The organism is Nocardia sp. NPDC047654 (assembly GCF_043205035.1).
Taxonomy (GTDB): Bacteria; Actinomycetota; Actinomycetes; order Mycobacteriales; family Mycobacteriaceae; genus Nocardia.
This window is the reverse complement of the sequence record NZ_JBIDDF010000004.1, coordinates 1-23,680: the sequence shown is the minus strand read 5'-3', so window position 1 is coordinate 23,680 and position 23,680 is coordinate 1. Positions and strand designations below refer to the sequence as shown.

General features: G+C 68.6%; 18 protein-coding genes. 2 read left to right on the top strand and 16 right to left on the bottom strand.

The genetic code is table 11. The features are described 5' to 3' along the window. Window positions 1-8 precede the first annotated feature (8 nt). From ACGF7Y_RS15685 to ACGF7Y_RS15670, 4 genes are all read right to left on the bottom strand, one after another. Window positions 9-1,214 (bottom strand): DNA polymerase III subunit delta', encoded by a 1,206-nt coding sequence (locus ACGF7Y_RS15685; RefSeq protein ID WP_393234071.1) that lies wholly within the window; start codon window positions 1,212-1,214, stop codon window positions 9-11. A gap of 477 nt (window positions 1,215-1,691) precedes the next feature. Further along, window positions 1,692-2,198 (bottom strand): DUF664 domain-containing protein, encoded by a 507-nt coding sequence (locus tag ACGF7Y_RS15680; RefSeq protein ID WP_393234068.1) that lies wholly within the window; start codon window positions 2,196-2,198, stop codon window positions 1,692-1,694. Window positions 2,199-2,235: 37 nt separating this feature from the next. Continuing rightward, the gene (gene topA / locus ACGF7Y_RS15675) at window positions 2,236-5,082 is read right to left on the bottom strand and encodes a type I DNA topoisomerase (RefSeq protein WP_393234650.1); all 2,847 of its coding nucleotides are present in this window, start codon (window positions 5,080-5,082) and stop codon (window positions 2,236-2,238) included. A 373-nt stretch (window positions 5,083-5,455) separates the two neighbouring features. Continuing rightward, window positions 5,456-5,662: a cold-shock protein gene (locus ACGF7Y_RS15670; RefSeq protein ID WP_011206895.1), complete on the bottom strand. Its 207-nt coding sequence runs from the start codon at window positions 5,660-5,662 to the stop codon at window positions 5,456-5,458. 436 nt (window positions 5,663-6,098) lie between these two features. On the opposite strand from ACGF7Y_RS15670, the gene ACGF7Y_RS15665 reads away from it, so the two are divergent. Continuing rightward, complete coding sequence (locus tag ACGF7Y_RS15665) at window positions 6,099-8,483, top strand: DEAD/DEAH box helicase (protein WP_393234063.1); 2,385 nt, start codon at window positions 6,099-6,101, stop codon at window positions 8,481-8,483. Window positions 8,484-8,771: 288 nt separating this feature from the next. On the opposite strand, the gene ACGF7Y_RS15660 is transcribed toward ACGF7Y_RS15665, so the two are convergent. From ACGF7Y_RS15660 to ssd, 7 genes are all read right to left on the bottom strand, one after another. Further along, window positions 8,772-9,275 carry an Rv3654c family TadE-like protein gene (locus ACGF7Y_RS15660; protein WP_393234060.1) on the bottom strand — a complete coding sequence of 168 codons (504 nt, stop codon included), beginning with the start codon at window positions 9,273-9,275 and terminating at the stop codon, window positions 8,772-8,774. A gap of 371 nt (window positions 9,276-9,646) precedes the next feature. After that, window positions 9,647-9,961, bottom strand: a complete 315-nt coding sequence (locus ACGF7Y_RS15655; protein ID WP_393234057.1) for a TadE family type IV pilus minor pilin — start codon at window positions 9,959-9,961, stop codon at window positions 9,647-9,649. A 59-nt stretch (window positions 9,962-10,020) separates the two neighbouring features. Continuing rightward, complete coding sequence (locus ACGF7Y_RS15650; protein WP_393234055.1) at window positions 10,021-10,221, bottom strand: DUF4244 domain-containing protein; 201 nt, start codon at window positions 10,219-10,221, stop codon at window positions 10,021-10,023. A 447-nt stretch (window positions 10,222-10,668) separates the two neighbouring features. After that, window positions 10,669-11,295, bottom strand: a complete 627-nt coding sequence (locus ACGF7Y_RS15645) for a type II secretion system F family protein (protein WP_393234052.1) — start codon at window positions 11,293-11,295, stop codon at window positions 10,669-10,671. A 690-nt stretch (window positions 11,296-11,985) separates the two neighbouring features. Continuing rightward, window positions 11,986-12,780 (bottom strand): type II secretion system F family protein, encoded by a 795-nt coding sequence (locus tag ACGF7Y_RS15640; protein ID WP_393234049.1) that lies wholly within the window; start codon window positions 12,778-12,780, stop codon window positions 11,986-11,988. Then, window positions 12,777-13,961 carry a TadA family conjugal transfer-associated ATPase gene (locus ACGF7Y_RS15635; protein WP_393234046.1) on the bottom strand — a complete coding sequence of 395 codons (1,185 nt, stop codon included), beginning with the start codon at window positions 13,959-13,961 and terminating at the stop codon, window positions 12,777-12,779. Before ACGF7Y_RS15635 ends, ACGF7Y_RS15640 begins: the two co-directional genes overlap by 4 nt. A 10-nt stretch (window positions 13,962-13,971) precedes the next feature. Continuing rightward, complete coding sequence (gene ssd, locus ACGF7Y_RS15630) at window positions 13,972-15,081, bottom strand: septum site-determining protein Ssd (protein ID WP_393234043.1); 1,110 nt, start codon at window positions 15,079-15,081, stop codon at window positions 13,972-13,974. A gap of 765 nt (window positions 15,082-15,846) precedes the next feature. Here ssd and ACGF7Y_RS15625 point away from each other — a divergent pair. Further along, a complete protein-coding gene (locus ACGF7Y_RS15625) occupies window positions 15,847-16,656 on the top strand; it encodes an HAD-IB family hydrolase (RefSeq protein ID WP_393234041.1) in 810 nt (269 codons plus the stop codon). Between the two features lie 487 nt (window positions 16,657-17,143). Here ACGF7Y_RS15625 and ACGF7Y_RS15620 read toward each other — a convergent pair whose 3' ends face one another. From ACGF7Y_RS15620 to ACGF7Y_RS15600, 5 genes are read right to left on the bottom strand one after another with little or no spacing between them, the layout of a single operon-like run. Continuing rightward, the gene (locus ACGF7Y_RS15620; RefSeq protein ID WP_393234038.1) at window positions 17,144-17,890 is read right to left on the bottom strand and encodes an oxidoreductase; all 747 of its coding nucleotides are present in this window, start codon (window positions 17,888-17,890) and stop codon (window positions 17,144-17,146) included. 52 nt (window positions 17,891-17,942) lie between these two features. Further along, window positions 17,943-19,637: an ABC transporter ATP-binding protein gene (locus tag ACGF7Y_RS15615; protein WP_393234035.1), complete on the bottom strand. Its 1,695-nt coding sequence runs from the start codon at window positions 19,635-19,637 to the stop codon at window positions 17,943-17,945. Beyond that, window positions 19,634-20,587, bottom strand: coding sequence for an ABC transporter permease (locus ACGF7Y_RS15610; RefSeq protein WP_393234032.1), 954 nt, complete (start codon window positions 20,585-20,587; stop codon window positions 19,634-19,636). The genes ACGF7Y_RS15615 and ACGF7Y_RS15610 overlap by 4 nt, the downstream gene beginning before the upstream one ends. Next, entirely contained in the window at window positions 20,580-21,506 is a 927-nt protein-coding gene (locus ACGF7Y_RS15605) for an ABC transporter permease (RefSeq protein WP_393234030.1), read from the bottom strand. The genes ACGF7Y_RS15610 and ACGF7Y_RS15605 overlap by 8 nt, the downstream gene beginning before the upstream one ends. Window positions 21,507-21,560: 54 nt before the next feature. After that, a complete protein-coding gene (locus ACGF7Y_RS15600) occupies window positions 21,561-23,150 on the bottom strand; it encodes an ABC transporter substrate-binding protein (protein ID WP_393234648.1) in 1,590 nt (529 codons plus the stop codon). Between the last annotated feature and the right edge of the window lie 530 nt (window positions 23,151-23,680).

The following is a 23,680-nucleotide window of genomic DNA, read 5'->3' as shown; positions in this document are numbered from 1 at the left end:
GGTCACGGTCACTGTGCGCGGGCCGCGATGAGGGCAGCGGCCATGGCGGCGAGGGCGAAACGGGGTTTGACGTTCAGGTCGAGCGCGGTACGGCAGGCGAGCACGGCCTCGATGGACTTCAGCAGGCCTTCGGGGCGCACGCGCTCGGCCAAGTCGTGGATCTCGTCGGACAGATCCGGGTGGGTGAGCGCGATGCCGGAGCCGAGCCGGGTGGCGCCGAATCGGACGGCCAGCGCGTCCCGGTAGACGCCCGCCACGTCGATCAGAGCGCGATCGAGTGCGTCGCGGCCGGTGCGGGTCGCGCGCGACTTCTGCCGCCGCTCCAAGTCCTTCAGCACGCCGGCGGAGCCGCGAGTCGCGCTCGCCGCGCCCTTGCCGGTGCCGCCCGCGCCCATCGCGGTCGCTAGTTCCTCGCGCTCGCGTTCGTCCCGGGTCGCGCTCATCTGTTTGGCCTCGTCGTCGGCCGCGCGCACCAACTCGTCGGCGGCGGCGTAGGCCGCGCCGGGCTTCCCGGACGCGGTGACCAAGGCCAGAGCGCGTCGGCGACGTGCTCGCGCCTCCTCGTCGGTGGCGAGCCTCCGGGCACGGCCGACATGGCCGCCGCTGATGGCGGCGGCCCAGTTCGCGGTCTTCTCGTCGAGGTTGTCGCGTTCCCGCAGCACCCGCGCGATGGCGGGCACCGATGGCGTCACCAGGTGCACGTGCCGGCAGCGGGAGCGCAACGTGATCGAGATGTCCTCGGGGTCGACCGAAGGGGCGCAGAGCAGGAACACCGTCCGTTCCGGCGGCTCCTCGACGACCTTGAGCAACACGTTTCCGGCCGCCTCGGTCAATCGGTCGGCATCCTCGATGACCACCACCTGCCAGCGCCCGGTACTCGGCCTGCGCGAGGCCACCTGCACGATCTCGCGCATCTCCTTGGTGCTGATGCTCAGCCCCTCGGGCACCACCCGGCGCACATCGCCGTGCGTACCCGCCATGGTCGTGGTGCAGGCGTGACAACTGCCGCACCCGGGTGTCCCCGAGTCGGTGCACTGCAACGCCGCCGCGAAGCACAGCGCCGCGACGGATCTGCCCGAACCGGGCGGGCCGGTGAACAACCACGAATGCGTCATCGCGCCTTCGACGGCTCCCCCGCGCGCGGCCACGGCGGCAGCCGTCAACTCGGACTCGACCGCCTCCTGGCCGACCAATCGATCGAAGACTCCCGCCACGCCGTACACCCTATCGGTCCTCCCCGACAGCTTCGGGCCGATACCGGAGCGCTCTCACCGCCGACCACGACGCGCACATCACCGCACCCCCGACCCCTCCCGACAGTTTCAGGCCGATACCGCAGAACCCTCACCGCCGACCACGACGCGCACATCACCGCACCCCCGACCCCTCCCGACAATTTCAGGCCGATACCGCAGCACCGCAACGGCGACGTGCGCACTCCCCCGCACGGCCGTCTCGGCCCGCAACAGCCGTGCTGATTCGCCGCCGTCTCCGGATCGCGTCCACGTACGCGCCCACCGTCGCGATGGATCGAAACGTCGCGCCGCCCGGACCGGCCGCGGAGGGCACTCATGTCGCCCGAAGATTCCGCGCACCAAGTGATGCGCGGGAGGACACCTTCGGGACCCAGCGTCACCGAGATCTCACGGCGGCCACGGCAACTCGGCCGCACTCGACAGCCCCGCCCGAGGCTAGGAGGCGCGCTGGTACGTGCTGTTCGCCCCGTCCAGCGCCTCACGGATGATGTCGGCGTGGCCCGAGTGATGCGCGATCTCCCGCAGGATGTGCAGCACCGTGTAGCGCACCGACCACCAGATGCGCTCCGGAGTCCACGGCGTCGTCGGAGTGGGGATCGAGGTGTCGAGACTGTCCACCGAACGGATCAGCTCTGCCGTCGCCGCGGCCACCTCGTCCCAGGTGGTCAGCAGACCGGCCACGGTCTCCTCCGGCGCCATCACGTATTCACCGGCGAACTTCGAGACGTCCAGTTCCGCGTTCTCGTCCCGCTCCACGATCACCGAGGTCCAGTGCCGTTCGCAGCTGACCAGGTGGTGCAGCAGACCACCGAGAGTCAGCTCGCTGACCGTGGTCCGCCGCCGTGCCTGCTCGTCATCGATCCCGCGCAGGGTGATGCGGAAAAGCGCGCGCTGGTCGGCCAGCATCGCGATCAGATCCTCGCGTTCCTGTTCTGTACTCATGGCGCTCAGGCTACGGCCGGCGCCACGAGCCGAGAACTCACGGCTTCCCGACGCCGGTCTTCTTCGCCGCCGTCTTCTGCGCCGCGGTCTTCTTGGCCACCGTCTTCGTAGTGGTCGCCTTCTTGGCGGCGGTCTTCTTGGCCGCCGTCTTCTTGGCGGGAGCCTTCTTCGCAGCGGCCTTCTTGGCGGTCTTCTTCACCGGCCCGCGAGCCCGCCGGTCGGCGAGCAGTTCCATGGCCCGCTCCGGGGTGATCGACTCGATCTCGTCGCCCTTGCGCAGCGTCGCGTTGGTCTCGCCGTCGGTGACGTACGGACCGAAGCGGCCGTCCTTGATCACCATCGGCTTGCCGCTGGCCGAGTCGTTGCCGAGTTCACGCAGCGGGGCGGCGCTGGACGCCTGCCGCCCACGGCGTTTCGGCTCCGCGTAGATCTTCAGCGCCTCCTCCAGCGTGACGGTGAAGATCTGATCCTCGGTGTTCAGCGAACGCGAGTCGGTGCCCTTCTTCAGGTACGGCCCGTAGCGCCCGTTCTGCGCGGTGATCTCCTCACCGCTCGCCGGGTCGGTACCGACCACACGCGGCAGCGACAGCAGCTTCAGCGCGTCATCGAGTGTGATGGTGGCCAGGTCCATGGACTTGAAGAGCGAGCCCGTGCGCGGCTTCGGCGCAGCGGCCTTCTTCGCGGTCTTCTTGGCGGGTTCCTGCCCCTGCTCGGCCTGCGGCTCGGGCAGGACCTCGGTGACATACGGGCCGAAACGCCCTTCCTTGGCGACGATTTCGTGCCCCGACTCGGGATCGACGCCGAGCGAACGACCCTCCTGCGGCGTCGAGAACAGCTTCTCGGCGACTTCGGGGGTCAACTCGTCCGGCGGAAGATCGTCCGGCAGGTTGGCCCGCTGCGACACCGGATTACCCTCGGGGTCATCGGGATCGGCGACCATCCGCTCCAAATACGGACCGTACTTGCCGACCCGGACCACGACATCGCGTCCGTCGGCATCGCTGAACAGCTTGATGGAGTTGATCTCGCGCGCGTCGATGTCGTCGAGCCGCTCCCCGACCATCTTCTTCAGACCGCCGGACCGCGCGACCGACCCTTCCACACCGTGATCGCCGCCGAAGTAGAAGCTGGACAACCAGTTTCCGCGCTGCTCGCGTCCACCGGCGATGGCGTCGAGATCGTCCTCCATGGCGGCGGTGAAGTCGAAATCGACCAGTCGGCCGAAATGTTCCTCCAGCAAGCCGATCACAGCGAAAGCCACCCATGACGGCACCAGCGCGCTACCGCGCTTGTAGACGTAGCCGCGGTCGAGAATCGTCTTGATGATCGACGAATACGTCGACGGGCGGCCGATGCCGAGCTCTTCGAGCGTCTTGATCAGCGACGCCTCGGTGTAGCGCGCGGGCGGGTTGGTGCTGTGCCCATCGGGATTCAGCTCGACCGCCGTCACCGCCTGGCCTTCGTCCAGCGCGGGCAGCCTGGACTCGGCGTCGTCGGACTGGCCGCCCGCCTCCTCGTCGACGCTCTCCACATAGGCCTTCAGGAAGCCGGGGAAGGTGATGGTGCGGCCCGAAGCGGAGAACACGCACTCCTCGCCGGTGCCCGCGACGCCGGTGATGCGCAGCGTCAGCGTGGTGCCCCTGGCGTCGGCCATCTGGGAGGCGACCGTGCGCTGCCAGATGAGTTCGTAGAGCCGGAACTCGTCGTTGTCCAACCGCGCGTGCAATTGACCGGGCGTGGCGAACGTGTCGCCCGCCGGACGGATCGCCTCGTGCGCCTCCTGCGCGTTCTTCACCTTGCGGGTGTACTGCCGTGCGGTCGGGTGCACGAACTCCGAGCCGTAGAGCTGGGTGGCCTGCGCACGGGCCGCGGCGATGGCCGACTCCGACAGCGTCGTGGAGTCGGTACGCATGTAGGTGATGTAGCCGTTCTCGTACAACCGCTGCGCCACCCGCATGGTCCGCTCGGAGGTGAAACGAAGTTTGCGTCCCGCCTCCTGTTGCAGCGTCGAGGTCATGAACGGCGGATAGGGCTTGCGCGTGTACGGCTTGGCCTCCGCCGAGGAGACCACCAGGTCGGCGCCGTCCAGCGCCTCGGCCAGCCGCCGCGCGTAGCCCTCGTCCAGGACGACGACGCCGCTCGCGGCCTTGAGCTGCCCGTCCGATCCGAAATCGCGCCCCGTGGCGACCCGCGCGCCGTCGACGGTGACCAGACGGGCGCCGAAGGTCCTCGGATTGGTGGCGTCGCCCTCCTCACCGTTGCCCGCGTCCAGCTTGGCGGCGATGTCCCAGTATTCGGCGGAACGGAACGACATCCGCTCGCGTTCGCGCTGCACGATCACCCGGGTGGCCACCGACTGCACGCGGCCCGCCGACAGCCGTGGCATGACCTTCTTCCACAGCACGGGGCTGACCTCGTAGCCGTAGAGCCGGTCCAGGATGCGGCGGGTCTCCTGCGCGTCCACCAGATCGTTGTCGAGGTCACGGGTGTCCGCGGCGGCGGCCTGGATGGCGGGTTCGGTGATCTCGTGGAACACCATTCGCCGGACCGGCACCTTGGGTTTGAGCGTTTCCAGCAGGTGCCAGGCGATCGCCTCGCCCTCGCGGTCGGGGTCGGTGGCCAGGTAGAGCTCGTCCGCGTCCTTCAACAGGCTCTTGAGCTCGGTGACCTTGGCCTTCTTATCCGGGCTCACGACGTAGATGGGTTCGAAGTCGTTGTCCACATCCACGCCGAGGCGCGCCCATGACTGGCCCTTGTACTTGGCCGGGACATCCGCCGCACCGCGCGGCAGATCCCGGATATGACCGACCGACGCCTCGACCGTGTAGTTACGACCCAGGTACGGCGCGATCTTGCGGGCCTTGGTCGGGGACTCGACGATCACGAGACGACGCAGGGCACGGCCCTGGTCGGCTGCACCGCGGTCTCGTGTTGCCACCGGCGAATACACCTTTCCTGATCGACCCGCGCTGCGTAGTTTCCGCTGTGCGCGGCTTGGGGTGAGCGGCTGCGACGGCTGAACGTCGCACCAGACACGTTTATACCGTGACGCCGCGTGTGGTCGAGTGCTTCCGACTCGAACCACTGAGCGTACGCCCGCCAGTTCGAATCAGTATGCCTGCCGTTTCGCCACACCTGCGCCGCGGCATGCTCGGCGGACCGATCCGCCGGCGCACACGGGCCGTGACTACCCCAGATATAGCTCGTCCCTCACCCCGTTACCGGTGGTGAGGGACGAGCTGTGGATCCTCGCGCGCTCAGCTGAGCGCACGCACTCCGGTGGCCTGCGGGCCCTTGGTGCCCTGGCCGACCTCGAACTCGACCTTCTGGTTCTCCTCGAGGGTGCGGAAACCCGAACCCTGGATCTCGGAGTAGTGGACGAAGACGTCAGCGGAGCCGTCCTCCGGCGCGATGAAGCCGAACCCCTTCTCCGCGTTGAACCACTTCACAGTTCCCTGTGCCATTCTGTTCCTTCTCTTTTCTTACCGGAACGGCGGACAACTGGGTTCGTCCACCGGGTCCGTTCCGACCGCTGTACTGTTGGTTCCCCCTGCAGGAAAGCACCAAGCACACCGTTCGCAACATCGATCCTGCTGACGGTTTGGACTTTGGATCCGTCCCTCGAACACAGAAGCTTGCGACCAGGAACCAGTGAACCATGTCTTCGGGCAATTCAACAGTCGAGTTACCGACAATTTGCAAAAAAGTTGATCTTGCGAATGCGCAGGTGAGGGACACAATGGTGGAATCCAGACTTGGGGTTCGTTTGCTTGGTGATAACCGAGTCGACGTTCAGCAAAGAAGCTGTGACCCAGGTCGCTATTTGGTATCGAAATGGCAGGTAGGGGTTGCCGGACGCACACGTTTCACACTTCCGGAGCGTGTGGCGGGGTTCGCGTCGTGAATCAGCCGTACTCAGCGCTCCGCGGACGGCCTCCCTCAGGGCTCAGCTACGGGGCATCGTTGCTGAATCGTGTCCTAACGGGGGTGCCGGACAACGATCCTCGGCTGACGCATGTGGTCGAGTTGCCCGCGCGGGCCGCAGCACACTCCCCGTGGCCCGCCTGGGCATCACCCGATGTGGTTGCGGCATTACGCGACACGGGCCTCGACGCGCCGTGGCGCCATCAGGTGGAGACGGCGGATACGGCGTTCCACGGACAGCACGTGGTGGTGAGTACCGGGACCGCCTCGGGCAAATCGCTCGGTTACCAGCTTCCGGTGCTCACGGCGCTGCAAGCCGATCCCAAGGCCACCGCGCTGTATCTGTCGCCGACGAAGGCGCTCGGCGCCGATCAACTCCGCGCGATCGGCGCGCTCACGCACGAAGGTCCGTTGCGCGATATCCACCCGGCCACCTACGACGGCGATACACCTGCCGAGATCCGCCAGTGGGTACGCGCCAACGCGCGGTGGATCTTCACCAACCCGGACATGCTCCACCTGGGCATACTGCGATCCCACCAGCGCTGGGCGAGCGTACTGCGCAGGCTGCGTTATGTAGTGGTCGACGAATGCCACGCCTATCGAGGTGTTTTCGGCTCGCATGTCGCGCTGGTGCTGCGCAGGCTGCGGCGGATCGCCGCACGATACGGCGCGGACCCCGTGTTCGTGCTCTGCTCGGCGACCTCGGCCGAACCGGCGGCGGCCGCGTCGCGCCTGATCGGCGCGCCGTGCACCGCGGTCACCGCGGACGGATCACCGCGGGGGCCGCGGACCGTCGCGCTCTGGGAACCGCCCTTGCTCACCGCGTTCACCGGCGAGAACGGTGCGCCGGTGCGCAGACCCGCCACCGCGGAAGCGGCGCGGATCATGGCTGATCTGGTGGCCGAAGGCGCTCGGACCTTGACCTTCGTCCGCTCGCGACGAGCCGCCGAGCTCACCGCGATGGAGGCCAGAAGACTGCTGGCCGAGATCGATCCGGACTTGGCCGCGCGCGTGGCGTCCTACCGCGCGGGATATCTCGCGGAGGACCGGCGTGATCTGGAAGCGGCCTTGTCGGACGGATCGCTACTGGCCGCCGCGACGACCAACGCCTTGGAACTCGGCGTCGATATCGCGGGGTTGGACGCCGTGGTCATCTCCGGTTTTCCCGGAACGGTCGCGTCGTTCTGGCAGCAGGCCGGACGGGCCGGGCGACGCGCTCAGGGATCGCTCGTGCTGCTCGTGGCGCGGGACGACCCGTTGGACACCTACCTGGTCCACCACCCGGAAGCACTGTTGGACAGGCCGGTCGAGGCCACCATCACCGATCCGCGCAATCCCTACGTGCTGGGACCGCAGCTGCTGTGTGCCGCGCTCGAGCTGCCGCTCACCGACGCCGAGGTGGACGAACTCGGTGCAGGTGAGGTCCTTGCCGAGTTGGCGGCGAAAGGGTTGATCAGGCGGCGCGGAACCGAGGATCGCGCGCGCTGGTACGTGACCGCGGAGACGCAACCGCACGACGCGGTGGATGTCCGGGGCGGCATCGGCGCACCGGTAGCCATCGTGGACGGCGAAACCGGCAGGCTGCTCGGCACCGCGGATGCGGGACGGGCGCGGGCCACGCTGCATCCCGGCGCCGTTCACCTACACCAGGGCGAGACCTACGTGGTCGACGAGCTGGATCTCGACGACGGCGTGGCCTTCGTGCACGCCGCCGAGCCCGGCTGGACCACCAGCGCGCGCCAGGTGACCTCGATCGCCATCGATGCGGTGACCGACCGCCGCTCCCACGGTCACGTGACGGCCGGGCTGGCGCGGGTGCGGGTTACCAGTCAGGTGATCGGCTACCTGCGCACGCTGGTCACCGGCGAAGTGCTCGACTTGGTCGAACTCGACCTACCGCCGCAGACACTGCCCACCAGGGCGGTCATGTACACGGTGACACCGGAGCTGCTGGCGCTGGCCGGAATCGAACCCCAGGACGTGCCCGGAGCGCTGCACGCGGCCGAGCACGCGGCAATCGGGCTGTTGCCCCTGGTGGCGACCTGCGACCGGTGGGACATCGGCGGCGTCTCCACCGCCGAGCATCCGGACACCGGGCTGCCGACCGTCTTCGTCTACGACGGTCAGGCCGGCGGAGCCGGGTTCGCCGAGTGCGGCTTCGCCCAGGTGCGGCAGTGGCTTTCGGCCACCCTGTCGGCCATCGAGTCGTGCGGCTGCGCGGCCGGCTGTCCGTCCTGCGTCCAATCACCCAAGTGCGGCAACGGGAACCACCCGCTGGACAAGGCGGCAGCGGCACGCCTGCTCACCGCCGTGCTGACCGAACTGTCCGTCGGCGCGAAGGCGTCGCACGATTCGTGACGGCACAGAGTCGGACGCGTGACCAATTGTCGACCTTGCCAGCGCGCACGCTGGGAAGACTGGGAGACCTCCTAGTGGAATGACGCCGCTTCACCCTCGGCGAATAAAAAGGATTAGTTTCATGTTAACTAGAGTATTGCCACTGGCTCCATTGACGACATGCGCATTCATCGGTATTTGATATCCGGACCCGCGCGGGGAATTCCAGGGGCCCGCTTTTAACCCGCCAGTAGAATTACCGATTTCCGCTACCGGACGCGACGCAAGGGCGACTGTGTATCGAACTCGTCAGCCTTCAACCGGCCCGGCCCGCGCACTCGCTCGAACGACGCGATCGCCATACAGACCTATTGGTACATTCCTTTCCACAGCGACCGTGAGGTCCCACTCCGCAACCTCACAGACGCGGATTCGTGTCCCCATCCGCCGCGCCGCCTCGTCCGCCTCCGCGCATGCGGCTTCGACGCCGGCCACCAACGCGCCCGCCCCGGCGAGCGCCGCCGAATCGGCGGCTGCCTGCGCCCGATGCCGCTCCACCACCACGGTGCCCACCTGGGCGATCAAGAGCGTCACACCGATCAGCCCTACGAGCGCCAGGCAGGTGAAGACTGTGGCCAACCCGTCCTCGCTGGATGCGCGTCGTGAACTCCGCGCCACGGATGCCTCCCGCCAGGTCGGCCCGGCCACACCGCCGTCGAGCGGATAGGCGTGGAGCCATGCCGCAGAGCCCATACGGTGTGCGAATCGGTCGCTGGTCTGGACGTGCTTTTCGGGGTCGCTCAGGTCGGTCATGTCACACCCTGTGTCGATGTCGGGGGTTCGCCGCACCCGTCCTCTGATTGCCGCAGCGTGACGGGTCGCGCAGGCGGTCGGTCGCCGGCAGGCGCGCCGGATGCGTCGCACCTGTTCTCCAGTACGGGAACCTGCCTCGGCGCGCGTTCGGCGACATCGAACGCGCAGCACTCGACCTACGGCCGGCCCTTCGGAGCAGGACGGCATGGACCGGTGTGGCCTCATCGATCCGGGCCCCGCCGGGCCGCAGGGTGAGAGGCCTTCCACGGTCGGCGCGCCCGCTCGGACGTCCGCCGACCCAGTCGTGCCGCACCGACAACCCTCGTGATGCGCAGCGTTGCCCATGTGGAAGCACGCCGTGGGTATCCCTTTCATTTCGCGACCCCGGGTTCGAGCGTCGCGACCGCTTCCGCGCGGAGGGTGAGCAGCGGTAACAGTGGAGTTCCTGCGGAGACCACGGCTATGGCACGAGTGCCCTCGATGCGCAGTGCGATGGCGGCAGAGGGCGGGGCGATGCGCTCGGCCGCCGGGCGAGCGTTGGCACGATCGCCCCGAGCGGCGAGGCGGGCCGCCTCGCGGGCGGCGTCGACACAGCGGACCTGCGTCGACGCCGCCAGTAGAGCCCCGAGGCAGAGCACGACGGCCGCCATGAGCGCGGTCAATGCGAGCGCGGCCTCGACCGTCACCGCTCCCCGATCGTCGCGCGGTCCCGGCGCGTCACGGCATCGTTCGGCAGCGGCGACGCCTACACCGTCGTGTTGAGCGCCCGGTCGATGATCTTCGTCAGCGCATTCACGATGCTGTCGCCGGTCACCACGCCGTAGAGCACGGCGCCGAATGCCGCCGCCGCGATCGTGCCGATCGCGTACTCCGCCGTGCTCATGCCGTCCTCCGCGACCACCGCCCGTAGCACTCGCACCCGCAGGCCCATATATACAGCCCTCATCCTCCGGCCCACGGACCTCGCGACCCCCTGGATACGCATCCGATTCCTCCTTTCCGGCCCGTGCGGCCGCTCCGCACGGGCACGCTTGTTCCGAAGCAGTCCGCGGCACGTGCCGCCGTCTCGGAACCACCTCGCCGCCGCCGATCCGCACACCCGGATCAGGCGAACGCTCACCTCGCGAAATGCCCGGCGGCCCCACCTCGCGCCGCCGAACCGCCGACCACGCCCACGCCCCGCCGCACCGTGCTCCGCCGAACCCGTCACACTTCCGAGCCGACAGTGTCGGGTCGCGAGGCCACGGCACGTCGCGGCATGACAGCAATCCGCTCACACCCCGTCTGCTGTCACACCCACGCACCGCCGCGCCCTGAACCGCCGAACCCGTCCGAAAGCACCGCGTGCTTCGAGCCGATCTCGTGGAAGGCAAAGCCGCAGGATGCCGCAGGATTACAACAGTCCGCCGTCGAGCACTCGTCCTGCCAAGCCGATGACCACCGGCACTATGCCGAGGCAAACGAAGGCCGGGAGGAAGCACAGACCCAACGGCCCGCCGATCAGGACACCCGCGCGCTCCGCCTTCGCGGCTGCCGTGTCTTCTACCGCGGACCTTTGCTGCTCGGCCAGTTCCAGCACCGCGGCCGCCAGAGATGACCCAGAGCGTGCCGAGCGGCGTGCCATCCGGGCCAGTGACTCGATCTCCTCGGCCCCGGGACGCCCATTCGCGTCGCGCGCCACCTGTTCCCAGACCGTGGCCGCGTCGGCCCCCAGTGCGAGCAGGTCCGCAGCGCGTCGCAATGCTTCGCCGAGCGCTTCGGGCGCCTCCGGCGCCACCGCCCGCGCCGCGCCTGCCATGGGCAGCCCGGCCCGCAGGCAGGCGGCCAGCAGATCGAGAACCGAGGCGACGGCCAGCGGATCCATCCCCTTGCTCGCTCGGCGCGACGACTCGGTCGGCCCGTGGTGGGCTCGGCCGAGGACGGGTAGCCGCCGACCGACGGCGACCCGCCCCGGAAGCAGGGCGAGTGCTGCCGCTACCAGCAATAACGGCAGCGCTGCGTTCGGGGTGAACGCCATCATCAGCCTCCTTTACCTGCCCTGTGGTGCGAGAACCGCAGATATGACCTGCCGTCAGGCCTCGCGGCGACATACCGAACATCACAGACGTGCCAGCGGGCCCGCCACACTTCGAGCGACAACCACGGACACGATGCGCCATCAGGTCATACGGCGACATACCGAACGCCACAGACCTTCCAGCGCACCCCACAACCCTCGAGCAAGAACCACGGACACGACCCCTCATCAGGCCATACGGCAGCACACCGAACACCACAGACCTTCCAGCGCACCCCACAACCCTCGAGCGAAAACCAGGGACGCGACCCGTCGCGTGGCCGCACGGCGGCGTAGCACGCGTCACCGGAGCGCCGGAACCCCCGGAACGCTCGGTGCGAGGATCACGGGTACGACCTGTTGGCAGGACACACGGTGACATGCGGCGCTCAGCCGACCTGTCGACGCCGCCAACACACTCGCGGATGAGATCGGCCGGCGGTCGCGGCAATGGGCGGGCACTACGGACCGGGCGGTGGCTTCGTGCGGCCGTACCGCTCGCGGTTATGGCGGAAACAACCGCTGACACCGACAGTCCTACGAAGCTCCACATCTCGCCGACGTTTTTCCACGCATCGCGTCTCGACGCCGGCATCGAAAGCGGTAGGTCGGCCTGGATATTCGGCCGCTCACGGCCGACCGTCGTAAGCGTCTTCATAACAGCACCTTTCGCGTGATCACATCGGTCCACAGCAGGCCCGCGCAGGCCAGGCCCGCGCCGAGCGGAAGCAGCACCGTCCCTGCGGACGAGGCGAAGAGGACGTGCAGCGGCGCTGCGCCCATCATTTGGCCGAGGGCGATGCCGAGAAGCGGCAGGCAGGCGAGGACCGCGGCAGTGGCGCGCGCACCGGCCAGCGCTGCTGTGGTGCGGCCGTGGAATCGAAGGCGGCCCGCGAGATCCGTTCGGGCTGCCGACAGCAACTCGGCCAGGGCCAGGCCATGCCGCTCGGCCACCTGCCAAGCGCCCGCGATCCGGGAAAGTTCCTCGGTGATCAAGGAATCCGGTCTGCGCAGACCCTCCGCCGCCGAGCCACCGAGCCGACTTCGTGCGGCGCCGATGGCAAACGCGCGTTCCGATTCGCCCCGCACCTCACGCGCGGCGGTCTCGGCGGCGGCGCTCGGGTGCGCCCCCACCCGTAATTCGGCGATCACGGCCTCCAAAGCGTCGAGCAGATGTCCTTGCTCGACACTCCTGCGCCGGTCCCGCGCCGCCCGGCGGGCACGCAACCCGACCGTTCCGCTGACCAGACCGGCAGCGAGGAAAGGACCAGGGCCGAAGACGAGGAGCACAACCACCACGCCTACGCTCGCAACTGCGCGAAACAGCCTTTCGCGCTCCGGCATCCGGTACTCGGCCCGCGCGGTCGACAACCGCTCGAACCGGCGGCGCGACCGCGGCGCCGGGACCACGATCAACGCCAGCGTGAGGCACAAGAGCGCGCCGCTCATCGGTCGAGCCGTTCGGCGAGCAGGCTGGACAGGTCCGTGGCGGCGGGAGCCGCATCCGTGTCGTGCCAGGCGGGCGTGATCCGCACGTGTCCCTCGCCGCTACGGTGCACGAGGCCGATCTCGCGTAAGCCGCGCGAGCCGTCGGTTCGACGGTGCACGTGCACGACGACCTGCACCGCGGCGGCGAGTTGACTGTGCAAGGCCGCTCGATCCATTCCGCCCAAGGCGGCGAGAGCTTCCAAGCGGGCCGGGACTTCTCGCGGTGAGTTGGCGTGCACGGTGCCCGCTCCTCCGTCGTGACCGGTGTTCAACGCGGTCAGCAGGTCGACCACCTCGGCTCCCCTGACCTCGCCGACCACGATCCGGTCCGGCCGCATGCGCAGCGCTTGGCGGACCAGGTCGCGCACGGTGATCGCACCGACGCCCTCCACGTTCGCGGTCCTGGCGACCAGCCGGACCACGTGCGGATGCGGTGGCGCGAGTTCCGCCGCATCCTCGACGCAGACGATCCGCTCGGACGGGTCCACCGTGGCGAGCAGGCCGGACAGCAGTGTCGTCTTGCCCGCGCCGGTGCCACCGACCACGAGGAATGCCAGCCTCGCCCGCACGATTCGTTTCAGCAGGACCTTCGCGTCGGCGGGCACCGCGCCCGCCGACGCGAGCGCGTCGAGTCCCTGAGTAGCGGGACGAAGTACGCGCAGCGACAGACAGGTGCCCCCGTGCGCGACCGGCGCGAGGACCGCGTGCAAGCGGACACCGAAGGAATCCCCCAGTGCCGCGCCGGTTCCCGTCAGCCGGCCGTCCACCCATGGTTGTGCGTCGTCGAGCCGTCGCCCGGCCGACAATGCCAGGCGCTGCGCCAGCCGCCGTACCGCGGCCTCGTCGGAGAACGTGATCGAAGTCCGCTCCAGACCGTGCCCGCGATCGATCCACACCGCGTCGGGACCTGTCACCAAGACGTCCGCGACGTGCGGATCGTGCAGCAGCGGTTCGAGTACGCCCGCGCCGGTCAGCTCCGTCTGCAACAACCGCAGGGCGCGCAGCAGGTCGGTGTCCCCAAGCACCCCGCCCGCTTCGGCGCGGATCGCGGCGGCGACCTGCGCCGGATCCGGATCACCGGTCTCGGTGGCCAGTCGCTCCCGCACCCGATCCAGCAGCTCGGTGGTCAGTATCGTGCTCATCTTCCCCGCCTCACCTCCGCTGCCCAGGTGGTGCGCCGAGCACACCGAGCACGGCGTCGGCGGCGTCGCGCAATGGTCCGCGCCCGCGGACCGAGATCCCGCCGCGCTCCAGCCGGTGCGCCAGACCGCTCTGGGCACGGACGGCGGCGAGCAGCGGAAGATCGAGCACCTCGGCGACCTCGGGCGCGCGCAGGCCACCGGGCGCCGGGCCGCGAACGATCAGGCCCTGGTTCGGGTTTCGGCGCGCGATGTGCGCGGACACCGCTTCGGCGGCGGCGACCGCCCGCAGGCGCGCCGGGACGACCAGCACCACGAGATCCGCCGAGTCGAGCATCTGGTCGGCATGCGGTCCGCGCTCACCGGAAATGTCGCAAACTACGAAATCGCCTGCGACACGGCCCGCTTCGATCACAGCGCGGACTCCGGCCGCACCGAGCTCGCGTGGCAATCGTCCCGCACCGCAGCGCCCGCAGGACAGCACCGCCAGTCCGGGCGCCGCGATGGGCAGGGCGCCGTGCAACGCGGTCGCGGAGACCCGCCCGTCCTCGATCACCAGATCGGGCCAGCGCAACCCAGCCGTGTTCTCGATACCGAGCAGCAGGTCGAGGCCACCCGCGAAGGGCGCGCCGTCCACCAGCAAGGTCTCGCGCCGGAACCCTTCCGCGGCGGCGCGCAGCGCGACCGCGGCGGCCAAGGTGGATGCCCCGGCCCCACCGCCCGCCCCCGCGACGGCGACCACCACCCCATCGCCCGCACGTTGCTCGCCGTACTCGGCAAACATCTCGATAAGCCCCACCGCCGCGCCGGGCAGGGCGATAGCCCGCTCCGCCCCGACCGAGGCGGCGGCCTGCCAGTCGAGCAAGCCTGGCTCACCATCGGTTACCAACACCACGCCGGTACGGCGCAGGTATCCCGCCGCGGCCGCCTCCCGCGCCGCCTCGGTGTCGAGTATCACCAGCGGAGCGCCCGTCCAGGCATGCCTGCCGACCGGCTGGGTCCGCTCATCGAGAGACCGTTCGGCGGCCGCCGCGATGCGCCGGACTTCCTCGCGCAGGCGGTCGTCATCGATGAGCACGAGAGCGGGCGGCGGCCCGGTCGGCTCCGATGCTTCGAGGTTCATGCAGGTCAGCGTCGCTGAACACGCGCGGAGAGAGAAGGGCCGATGTGCCGAATGTGGATAGCTTCCGGGGTGTGGACAACTTCCGAGCCGGGCGTCCTACCGCACTGTCCCTGGAATAGAGGACGGCCCCAGCCGGGGGGGGAGGAGGCTGGGGCCGTCGGGGTTCAGCCCCGGGGGGTCGGGCTGAACGCGCCTGGACCATGTCCAGGTGCCAGCAATACTACACCCAAGCCCCGCCCACAACGCAAGTCTGCCGATGGACATCTTTGCGGCCCTCGTGGCTTCGGCGTCTACGGGGCAAACTCCCCCGACGCGCCGTCCGCACGCCCGCCGCCGTTCGGAACACGCGTGCCGATCGGGCACGACCGTCGTCCGTCCGCCGCCCACCTGCGGCGGATCGAAGGCAGGGAAGCCACACGGCAGGCGCGGCAGACCCGATCCGCCGGTCTGCCAGGCCACCGCACCGGGCTGCCGGGATGATGCGGCCGCGCATGAGGAGCGCCATCCAGGGCCGCGTGGGACCACGCGGAACAGAACCGAGCACAACCGGCAGCCCGGAGGAAGGCGGCCCTACGCCGGCGTGCGAGGGCCGAAGAAGTCGCACACGATGCGGAAACACCGCCCGCCACCGGGTCGAGCGCGCGAGGACACCACCACGGAAACCTACGAAGTCCCCCCTGGCCTGCGGCCGAAGCACCGCAGTGAGCCGCCCCGCAGCTCAGCGCCCCTCCGGAAGGAGGCGACTCCGCCGCCTATCCTGGTCAGGTGGACAACTCAGCCCCTACGGGTGGACGCGTCGCGGCCTTCTTCGATCTGGACAAGACCGTGATCGCGAAGTCGAGCACGTTCGTGTTCAGCAAGCCCTTCTTCGCGCAGGGGCTGTTGAACCGCCGCGCCGTCCTGGAGAGCAGCTACGCACACTTCCTGTTCCTGCTGTCCGGTGCCGACCACGATCAGATGGAACGCATGCGCGCCCACCTGACCAGCATGTGCGCGGGCTGGGACGTCGAACAGGTGAAATCCATTGTGGGCGAGACGCTGCACGAGCTGGTCGATCCGCTGATATACGCGGAGGCCGCCGACTTGATCGCCGACCACAAGATCCGGGGCCACGACGTGGTGATCGTCTCGGCCTCCGGCGAGGAGATCGTCGGTCCGATCGCCGAAGCGCTCGGCGCTTCACACACCGCGGCTACCCGGATGGTCGTGGCGGACGGGAAGTACACCGGCGAGGTCGAGTTCTACTGCTACGGCGAGGGCAAGGTCGCCGCTGTCGAAAAGCTCGCCGCCGGCGAGGGTTACGACCTGTCGCGCTGCTACGCCTACTCCGATTCGATCACCGATCTGCCCCTGCTCGGCGCGGTGGGGCACCCCACCGCGGTCAACCCGGATCGCAATCTGCGCCGCGAGGCCACCGCACGAGGCTGGCCGATCCTGACCTTCTCCAACCCGGTGTCGCTGTGGGCGCGCTTCCAGGCGCCGTCCTCGACGACGGTCGCGGCCACGGCCGCGGTCGGCTTGAGCGCGGTGCTGGCGGGCGCGATCAGTTACCGGATGCTGCGCCGCCGGCGCTGATATCCGAGCGCTCGAGCACCTCGTGATACCTGGTCGCCGGATGCTTGCCCGAGCATTTGCCGACTTAGCACACGCCGCAGCGGACCAGGCATTTAACCACGAAACGCCGGGAAACACGCCGATTATTCAATGTCTTACAATCCCTTGATGTGAGTGCAGTCACAGTGTAGAAAGGTAACTACGGAAGGGCGGAAGGCCAAGGCAGTACCGGAAGAGAAGGCACTGTCTCCCGACCATCCTTCCCAGCACGGACACCAGGCACCCACGCGGAGCGCGCCGCGACAAGGGCAGAAGCGTTGTGGGCCTGCGAAATACGGATAGTCGACGGCGAAGGCCTCGCACAGGTTGCGGGGATGAACCGGCCGATGTCCGGATTGTCGCCGAGGCCGCAGAACACAACCCACCCAGCACGCTTGGTAACCGGGTAGTCCGTGCTAGCGGGCGGTGAGGTCGACAGACAACGCCGCCCGCTTTGATGTGTCCGGGGTTATCCCGCCGCCGAGTCGGCGATCGATGTGGCTTCGCGCGCACCGTCTTCGAAGGCCGCGCAGCAGAAGATCACCCATCCGCCGACGGCCTCCACTTCCCCGGACTCGAACCCGGCGGCCGCGTCCAGGTACGCCTGACGCCTGCGCAACAAGAACACCTCCGGCACGCCGAGGCTGTGCGGGTCCAGCCCACTGGACACCGCGACCAGCCGGGACGCCGCCCGCGCGACCACGCCGTCGGCCGTGCCGAACGGCTTCAGCGCCAGTAGCTCACCGTGTACTACGGCGGCGAGCACCGGGGCGGGCGCGCGGGAGCCGACCACGGTTTGCGCCAGCAGGTCCAGCCGCTGCGCTACCCCGGAGTCGAAGCGCGGCCTGCCGAGCGACTCCTCCTGCGGTACCAGGTCGGCCGCGGCGAGCAGATGCAGCCGCGCCAACGCCTGCAGCGGAGCGCGCTGCCAGGTGCCAACCAGATTCCGCAGCGCGTCCCCATCCAGCGCCTGACCGACGCGCAGCGACCCGGCCAGTATCGGGTCCGCCACCCGCCCGTCGGCGGGGATGTCCGTGCTGCCGCCGTCGATGGCCGCCGAGGACCGCGCCGCGCGCACCGCGGCCTCGGCCGCCGTGGTCGGCCACCCGCGCCGGTTCGCTTTGTGCCGGTGCACTTCGGCGAGCGCGTCGCGGGCGCGGTCGGCCGCGTCCCGGACACCGGGAAGATCGACGAGGGGCTGCAGCGGATCGGTCACGGCATACGAGGCTACTTGCGGCCGCGCGGACCGATCCGCGCGCCCGGCTCGCCTACCCGGCCAGCAGATCGCGTCCCGGGATCGCGTCGAGCAGCTTGCGCGTGTACTCCTGCCGAGGATGGTCGAACACCTCGTCGGTCGTCGCCGCTTCGACCACCTTGCCGCGCTGCATGACGAGCACGTCGTCGGCGATCTGCCGGACGACGGCCAGATCGTGGGTGATGAACAGATACGCCAGACCCAGCTCGGCCTGCAGCTCGTTGAGCAGCCGGAGGATCTGAGCCTGCACCAGCACGTCGAGTGCGGACACCGCCTCGTCGCACACCACCACCTCCGGCCGGAGTGCGAGCGCACGCGCGACGGCCACGCGCTGACGCTGCCCCCCGGACAGCTCGTTGGGGTAGCGCCGCAGCACATCGGCCGGCAGCGCCACCTTGTCGAGCAGCTCCCGCACGGTCGCCTCCCGTTCTTCGGGGGTGCCGATCCGATGGGTGCGCAACGGCTCCTCGATGGTGCGGTAGATGGTGTACATCGGGTCGAGCGAGCCGTAGGGGTCCTGGAAGATCGGTTGCACCCTGCGGCGGAAGGCGAACGCGCCCTTGCGGTCCAGGGCGGTCACGTCCTTGCCGTCGAACGTGACCGTGCCGGAGGTGGGTGCGAGCAGCCCGAGCACCATCTGCGCCACCGTCGTCTTGCCCGAGCCGGATTCGCCGACGATCGCCGTGGTCGACCCGCGCCGCAGCCGGAACGACACGTCGTCCACGGCGACGAATTCGGTCGATCTCCACGGCGTGCGCTCGCGGATGCGGAACGTCTTCGTCAAGTGCTCGGCGACCAGCACCTCATCCGGAACCACCGTGAGTTCCGTGTCGGCCGCCGCCGCCTGCTCGGCCACCTGGACCGCCTGCGCGCGGATCTCCGCCCGGCGCCGCACCGCCGAGCGCCGCGCGGCCAGCGACGGCGCCGAACTCACCAGCCGCTTGGTGTACAGGTGCTGGGGATCGCGCAGAATCCGCAGGGCCGGGCCGGATTCCACGACGCGGCCGCGATACATCACCACCAGGTGTTCGGCCCGCTCCGCCGCCAGGCCCAGGTCGTGGGTGATCAGCAGCACGGCGGTGCCGAGTTCGGCGGTGAGCCGGTCGAGATGGTCGAGGATCTGTCGCTGCACGGTCACGTCGAGCGCCGAGGTCGGTTCGTCGGCGATGAGCAGCTTGGGCCGGCAGGACAGGCCGATCGCGATCAGCGCGCGCTGGCGCATGCCGCCGGAGAACTCGTGCGGATACTGGTTCACCCGGCGTTCGGCGTCGGGCATGCCCGCTTCCTCGAGCAGCTCCACGGCCCGTTTCCTGGCGGCCTTGCCCTTCGCGATGCCGTTGGCCTCCAACGTCTCGCGGATCTGGAATCCGACCTTCCACACCGGATTCAGATTCGACATCGGGTCCTGCGGCACCAGCCCGATGCCGCTGCCGCGGACCGCGACGATTTGTCGTGCGGAGGCCGCCGTGAGGTCCGTGCCGTCGAATCTGATCGACCCGGAGGTGATCCGGCCCGTGCCGGGCAGCAGGTCGATGATCGCGTGCGCGGTGGTCGACTTCCCCGAACCGGATTCGCCGACGATGGCCACGGTCTGCCCGGGATAGACCGACAGGCTCACATCGCGGACCGCGGGCACCGGCTTGCCGTCGGCGGTGAAACTCACGTTCAGATCGGTGATCTCCAGCAGCGGGCGCTCGGTCTCGCTCATCGCTTCCTCGCCTTCGGATCCAGGGCGTCCCGCACGGCGTCGCCCAGCATGATGAAGCTCAGCACGGTCAGCGCGAGCGCCGTCGCCGGATAGAACAGGATGGCCGAGGTGCGGATCTCCTTCTGCCCGGTGGCGATATCCGCACCCCAGGACACCACCGTGCGCGGCAGGCCGACGCCGAGATAGGACAGCGTCGCCTCGGTGACGATGAAGACGCCCAGCCACAGTGTGGTCACCACGATCAGCGGTCCCGCCGCGTTCGGCAGCACGTGACGCAGAAGCGTCCGGATGCGGGAGACGCCCAATGCTTTCGCCGCCGTGACGTAGTCGCTGTTCCTCGCTTGGATGACGGCGCTGCGCGCGATCCGCGCCGCCTGCGGCCAGGTGAACGAGGCGAGGATGACGATCACCGTCCAGATCGTGCGCGCGTCCAGCAGCTGCATGATCACGATGGCGGCCAGCATCAGCGGGATCGCGTAGAAGATTTCGGCGACCCGGGAGACGATCGAGTCCAGCGGCCCGCCGTAGAAGCCCGACAGCGCCCCGAGCGTCCCGCCGATCAGTACGAACAGCGACGTCGCGCCGACACCGGCGAGTACGGAGGCCCGCGCGCCGTAGACCGTCCGGGCGTAGATGTCGCAGCCCTGCTTGTCGAAACCGAACGGGTGGCCCGCGCCGCGCGGGTCCATGCTGAAATCGCCATTGCAATACCGCGGGTCCTGATCGGTGAACAACCCCGGCCAGATAACCACGATCAGCACGAACACGATCAGCACCGACGCCACGACGAAGATGGGGTTGCGCCGCAGCTGCCGCCACGCGTCGCGCCAGATGCTGGTCGGCGCGCCTGCGGCAGGCACGGCGTCGGTGGCGAGCACCTCGACCTCGTCGGGCGGGGCGACGAAGTGCTCCTGGCCGCGGCGCGGCGGCCCCTCGGTCAGGTCAGGCATAGCGGATCCTCGGGTCGAGTGCGGCGTAGAGCAGGTCTACGACCAGGTTGGTGACCAGGAAGATGACGATCAGCACCGTGACGAAGGAGACCACGGTCGGCGGTTCGCCCCTGGTGATGGCCTGGTAGAGCGTGCCGCCGACGCCCGGGATGTTGAAGATGCCTTCCGTGACGATCGCGCCGCCCATCAGGGCGCCCAGATCGGCGCCGAGAAACGTGATCACCGGGATCATCGAGTTGCGCAGGATGTGCACGGTCACCACACGCGGCCTGCCGAGTCCCTTGGCGGTCGCCGTGCGCACGTAGTCGGCGGACATGTTCTCCGCCACCGAGTTCCGGGTCAGTCGCAGAACGTAGGCGAACGACAGCGAGCCGAGCACGAACGCGGGCACCAGCAGTTCACCGACCGTCGCCTTACCGGACACGGTCACCGGAACGATCCCCCACTTCACCCCGAGCAGATACTGCGCGAGGAAGCCCACCACGAAGACCGGCACCGCGATGACGATCAGACTGACCACGAGCATCGTCGAATCGAACAGTTTGCCTTTGCGCAGCCCTGCGATCAGGCCGAACAGCACGCCGAAGACCGACTCGATCAGCACGGCCATGAGCGCCAGCTTGATTGTGATCGGGAACGCGCGCGCGAGTTCGTCCCGCACCGGCCTGCCGGAGAAGGCGGTGCCGAAGTCCAGCGTGACGATGCCTTTCAGGTACAGCAGGTACTGCACGAGGAAGGGCTCGTCGAGGTGGTAACGCGCCCGCAGCTGTGCCTCGACCGCGGGCGTCATCGGTTTGTCACCGGCCAGCGCGTGGATCGGATCGCCCGGGACGAGGAACACCAGGGCGTAGATGAGCAGCGTCGCCCCGAGGAACACGGGGATCATCTGAAGCAGACGCCGCACGACATACCAGGCCATTTCGCCTCCTGGGTAGCGCCGCCGAGCGCCGTGCGGACGCCGGGCGGCTGGCGGCTACTTCTCGATGTTCTCGAAGGCGAACAGACCGTTCCAGGCGAGTTCGGCATTCCGCACCCGGTCGGAGCGGCCCGCCGCGGCCACGTAGTCGAACACGGGAATGTCGGCCAGGTCCTTGATCAGCAGCGCCTGCGCCTGCGCGACGAGCTTGTAGGACTCCTCCTGGGTCGACGCGGCCAAGGCGGCATCGAGCAAGCGGTCGAACTCGGGACTGTTGTAGTCGACGTTGTTGGTATCGGAGTAGCTGTAGTACTGCGAGGTGAGGAACTGCAGCATGGTCGGGTAGTCGCCCTGCCAGCCGTAGCGGAACGCTTTGTTGATCGTGTGCGCGTTCACCTCGTCGCGGATGTTCTTGAACGTCGGGTACGGCACGCCGATGGCGTCGATGCCGAGGGTGTTCTTGACGCTGTTGGCCACCGCCTCCACCCAGGCCTGATGGCCGCCGTCGGAGTTGTAGGCGATCTCGTAGCGGCCCGACCACGGCGATATCGCGTCGGCCTGTGCCCACACCTTCCTGGCCTCGTCGGGGTTGTACTTCAGCACCTCCGTGCCGGGCAGGTTCGCGTCGAAGCCGGGCAGCGTGCTGGCGGTGAAGTCGCGTGCCGGGATCCGGGTGCCGTGGAAGATGTTCTGCGCGATCTGTTCCCGGTTGATCGCCATCGAGATCGCGCGGCGCCGCAGCAGCCCCTCCTGGCCGGCGAAGTGCGCGACATTCGCCTGGATGCCGATGTGCTGATTCTGGGCGGTCGGCTTGGTGATCGCGCGGTCGCCGAGATCCTGCTGATAGGAGGTGAGCGCGCTGTCGGGCACGGTGTCGAGCGCGTCGAGGTTGCCCGCCTGCAGGTCCGCGTACGCGGTATCGAAGGACTGGTACATCACGAACCGCAGCCCTTTGTTCTTGGCCGGGCGGCCGCCTCGGTATTCCGGGTTGGGCACCAGATCGATCTTGACGTTGTGCTCCCACGCCCCGGTCCGGGCGAACTTGTACGGGCCGTTGCCGATCGGGTTCTCCCCGAACGCCTTCATGTCCTTGAAGGCGGCTTCGGGCAGCGGATAGAACGGCGCGTACCCGAGTTCGGTCTCGAAGTCGATCGACGGAGCTTTCAGCTCGATGGTGAAGGTGCGGTCATCGATCACCTTCAGGCCCGACATCGTCTGTGCCGTCGGCTTTTCCGCGGACACCTCGTCGAAACCGACGATGGGGCCGAACACGTAGCTCTGCAACTGCGCGTTGCTGCCGAGTGCCCCGTAGTTCCACGCGTCGACGAACGACTTCGCCGTCACCGGGGTGCCGTCGGTGAACTTCCAGCCGGGCTTGATGGTCACCCGGTAGTTCTTCCGATCCGTGGTCTGGATCGACTCCGCCATCTCGTCGTGCGCCTTGCCGTCGGCGTCGTAGTACTTCAAGCCCGCGAACAGCCGGTCGACCACGCGGCCGCCCATGTTCTCGTTGGTGTTGGTGGGCACCAGGGGATTCTGCGGCTCCCCGCCGTTGACGGTGACGATGTCGGCATCGGCGCCGTCGCCCGAGGAACATGCGGACAGCCCGAGCGTCGTGGCCAGTACGACTGCCGCGGTCAGCGCCATCGCTCTGTGGAATTTCAACGCGTCCTCCCGGTGCGAGAAGGGGGGAGCCGATCGGCACCCGCGCGAGGTCCATCAGCGCATGCCGACACGATCCCCCTGTGTGTTGGCAGAGTAACGACCGGCGCGGGCACTGTCACCTGATTGCGCCGAAGTTCGGCGCACTTGTTACCGATCCGGCAACATCGCCGAAACACCCCATGTTTCGTGCGGAAACGGGCCATTCGACCGAAATATTGCCTTCGTCGGGGCGGGGAAGGGACACACATCCCGGGACGACACGCGGCAATGCGGCGCGCGCGGAGCCCGGCCGATACACCGCACGCGGCATGGGTCACAGTTGATTACTGTCGAACTCGGCTGCGTCGAATCGTGCGCTCAGGCTACGTGGAAAGAAGAGACGAGATGACTGGAACCAGCGCCGACCACAGGGACTCGTACCCGCCGAGCGCGGAGTTCGCCGCTCAGGCGAACGCCGACGCGGGGTTCTACCAGCGGGCGGCGGCCGATCGGGAAGCATTCTGGGCCGAGCA

Coding starts and splice junctions, on each gene's coding strand:
- ACGF7Y_RS15640 (WP_393234049.1), bottom strand. CDS start 12,780: ATGAGCGGCGCGCTCTTGTGCCTCACGCTGGCGTTGATCGTGGTCCCG.
- ACGF7Y_RS15645 (WP_393234052.1), bottom strand. CDS start 11,295: ATGATGGCGTTCACCCCGAACGCAGCGCTGCCGTTATTGCTGGTAGCG.
- ACGF7Y_RS15670 (WP_011206895.1), bottom strand. CDS start 5,662: ATGGCACAGGGAACTGTGAAGTGGTTCAACGCGGAGAAGGGGTTCGGC.
- ACGF7Y_RS15605 (WP_393234030.1), bottom strand. CDS start 21,506: ATGGCCTGGTATGTCGTGCGGCGTCTGCTTCAGATGATCCCCGTGTTC.
- ACGF7Y_RS15660 (WP_393234060.1), bottom strand. CDS start 9,275: ATGACCGACCTGAGCGACCCCGAAAAGCACGTCCAGACCAGCGACCGA.
- ACGF7Y_RS15635 (WP_393234046.1), bottom strand. CDS start 13,961: ATGAGCACGATACTGACCACCGAGCTGCTGGATCGGGTGCGGGAGCGA.
- ssd (WP_393234043.1), bottom strand. CDS start 15,081: ATGAACCTCGAAGCATCGGAGCCGACCGGGCCGCCGCCCGCTCTCGTG.
- ACGF7Y_RS15680 (WP_393234068.1), bottom strand. CDS start 2,198: ATGAGTACAGAACAGGAACGCGAGGATCTGATCGCGATGCTGGCCGAC.
- ACGF7Y_RS15600 (WP_393234648.1), bottom strand. CDS start 23,150: ATGGCGCTGACCGCGGCAGTCGTACTGGCCACGACGCTCGGGCTGTCC.
- ACGF7Y_RS15615 (WP_393234035.1), bottom strand. CDS start 19,637: ATGAGCGAGACCGAGCGCCCGCTGCTGGAGATCACCGATCTGAACGTG.
- ACGF7Y_RS15610 (WP_393234032.1), bottom strand. CDS start 20,587: ATGCCTGACCTGACCGAGGGGCCGCCGCGCCGCGGCCAGGAGCACTTC.
- ACGF7Y_RS15650 (WP_393234055.1), bottom strand. CDS start 10,221: ATGAGGGCTGTATATATGGGCCTGCGGGTGCGAGTGCTACGGGCGGTG.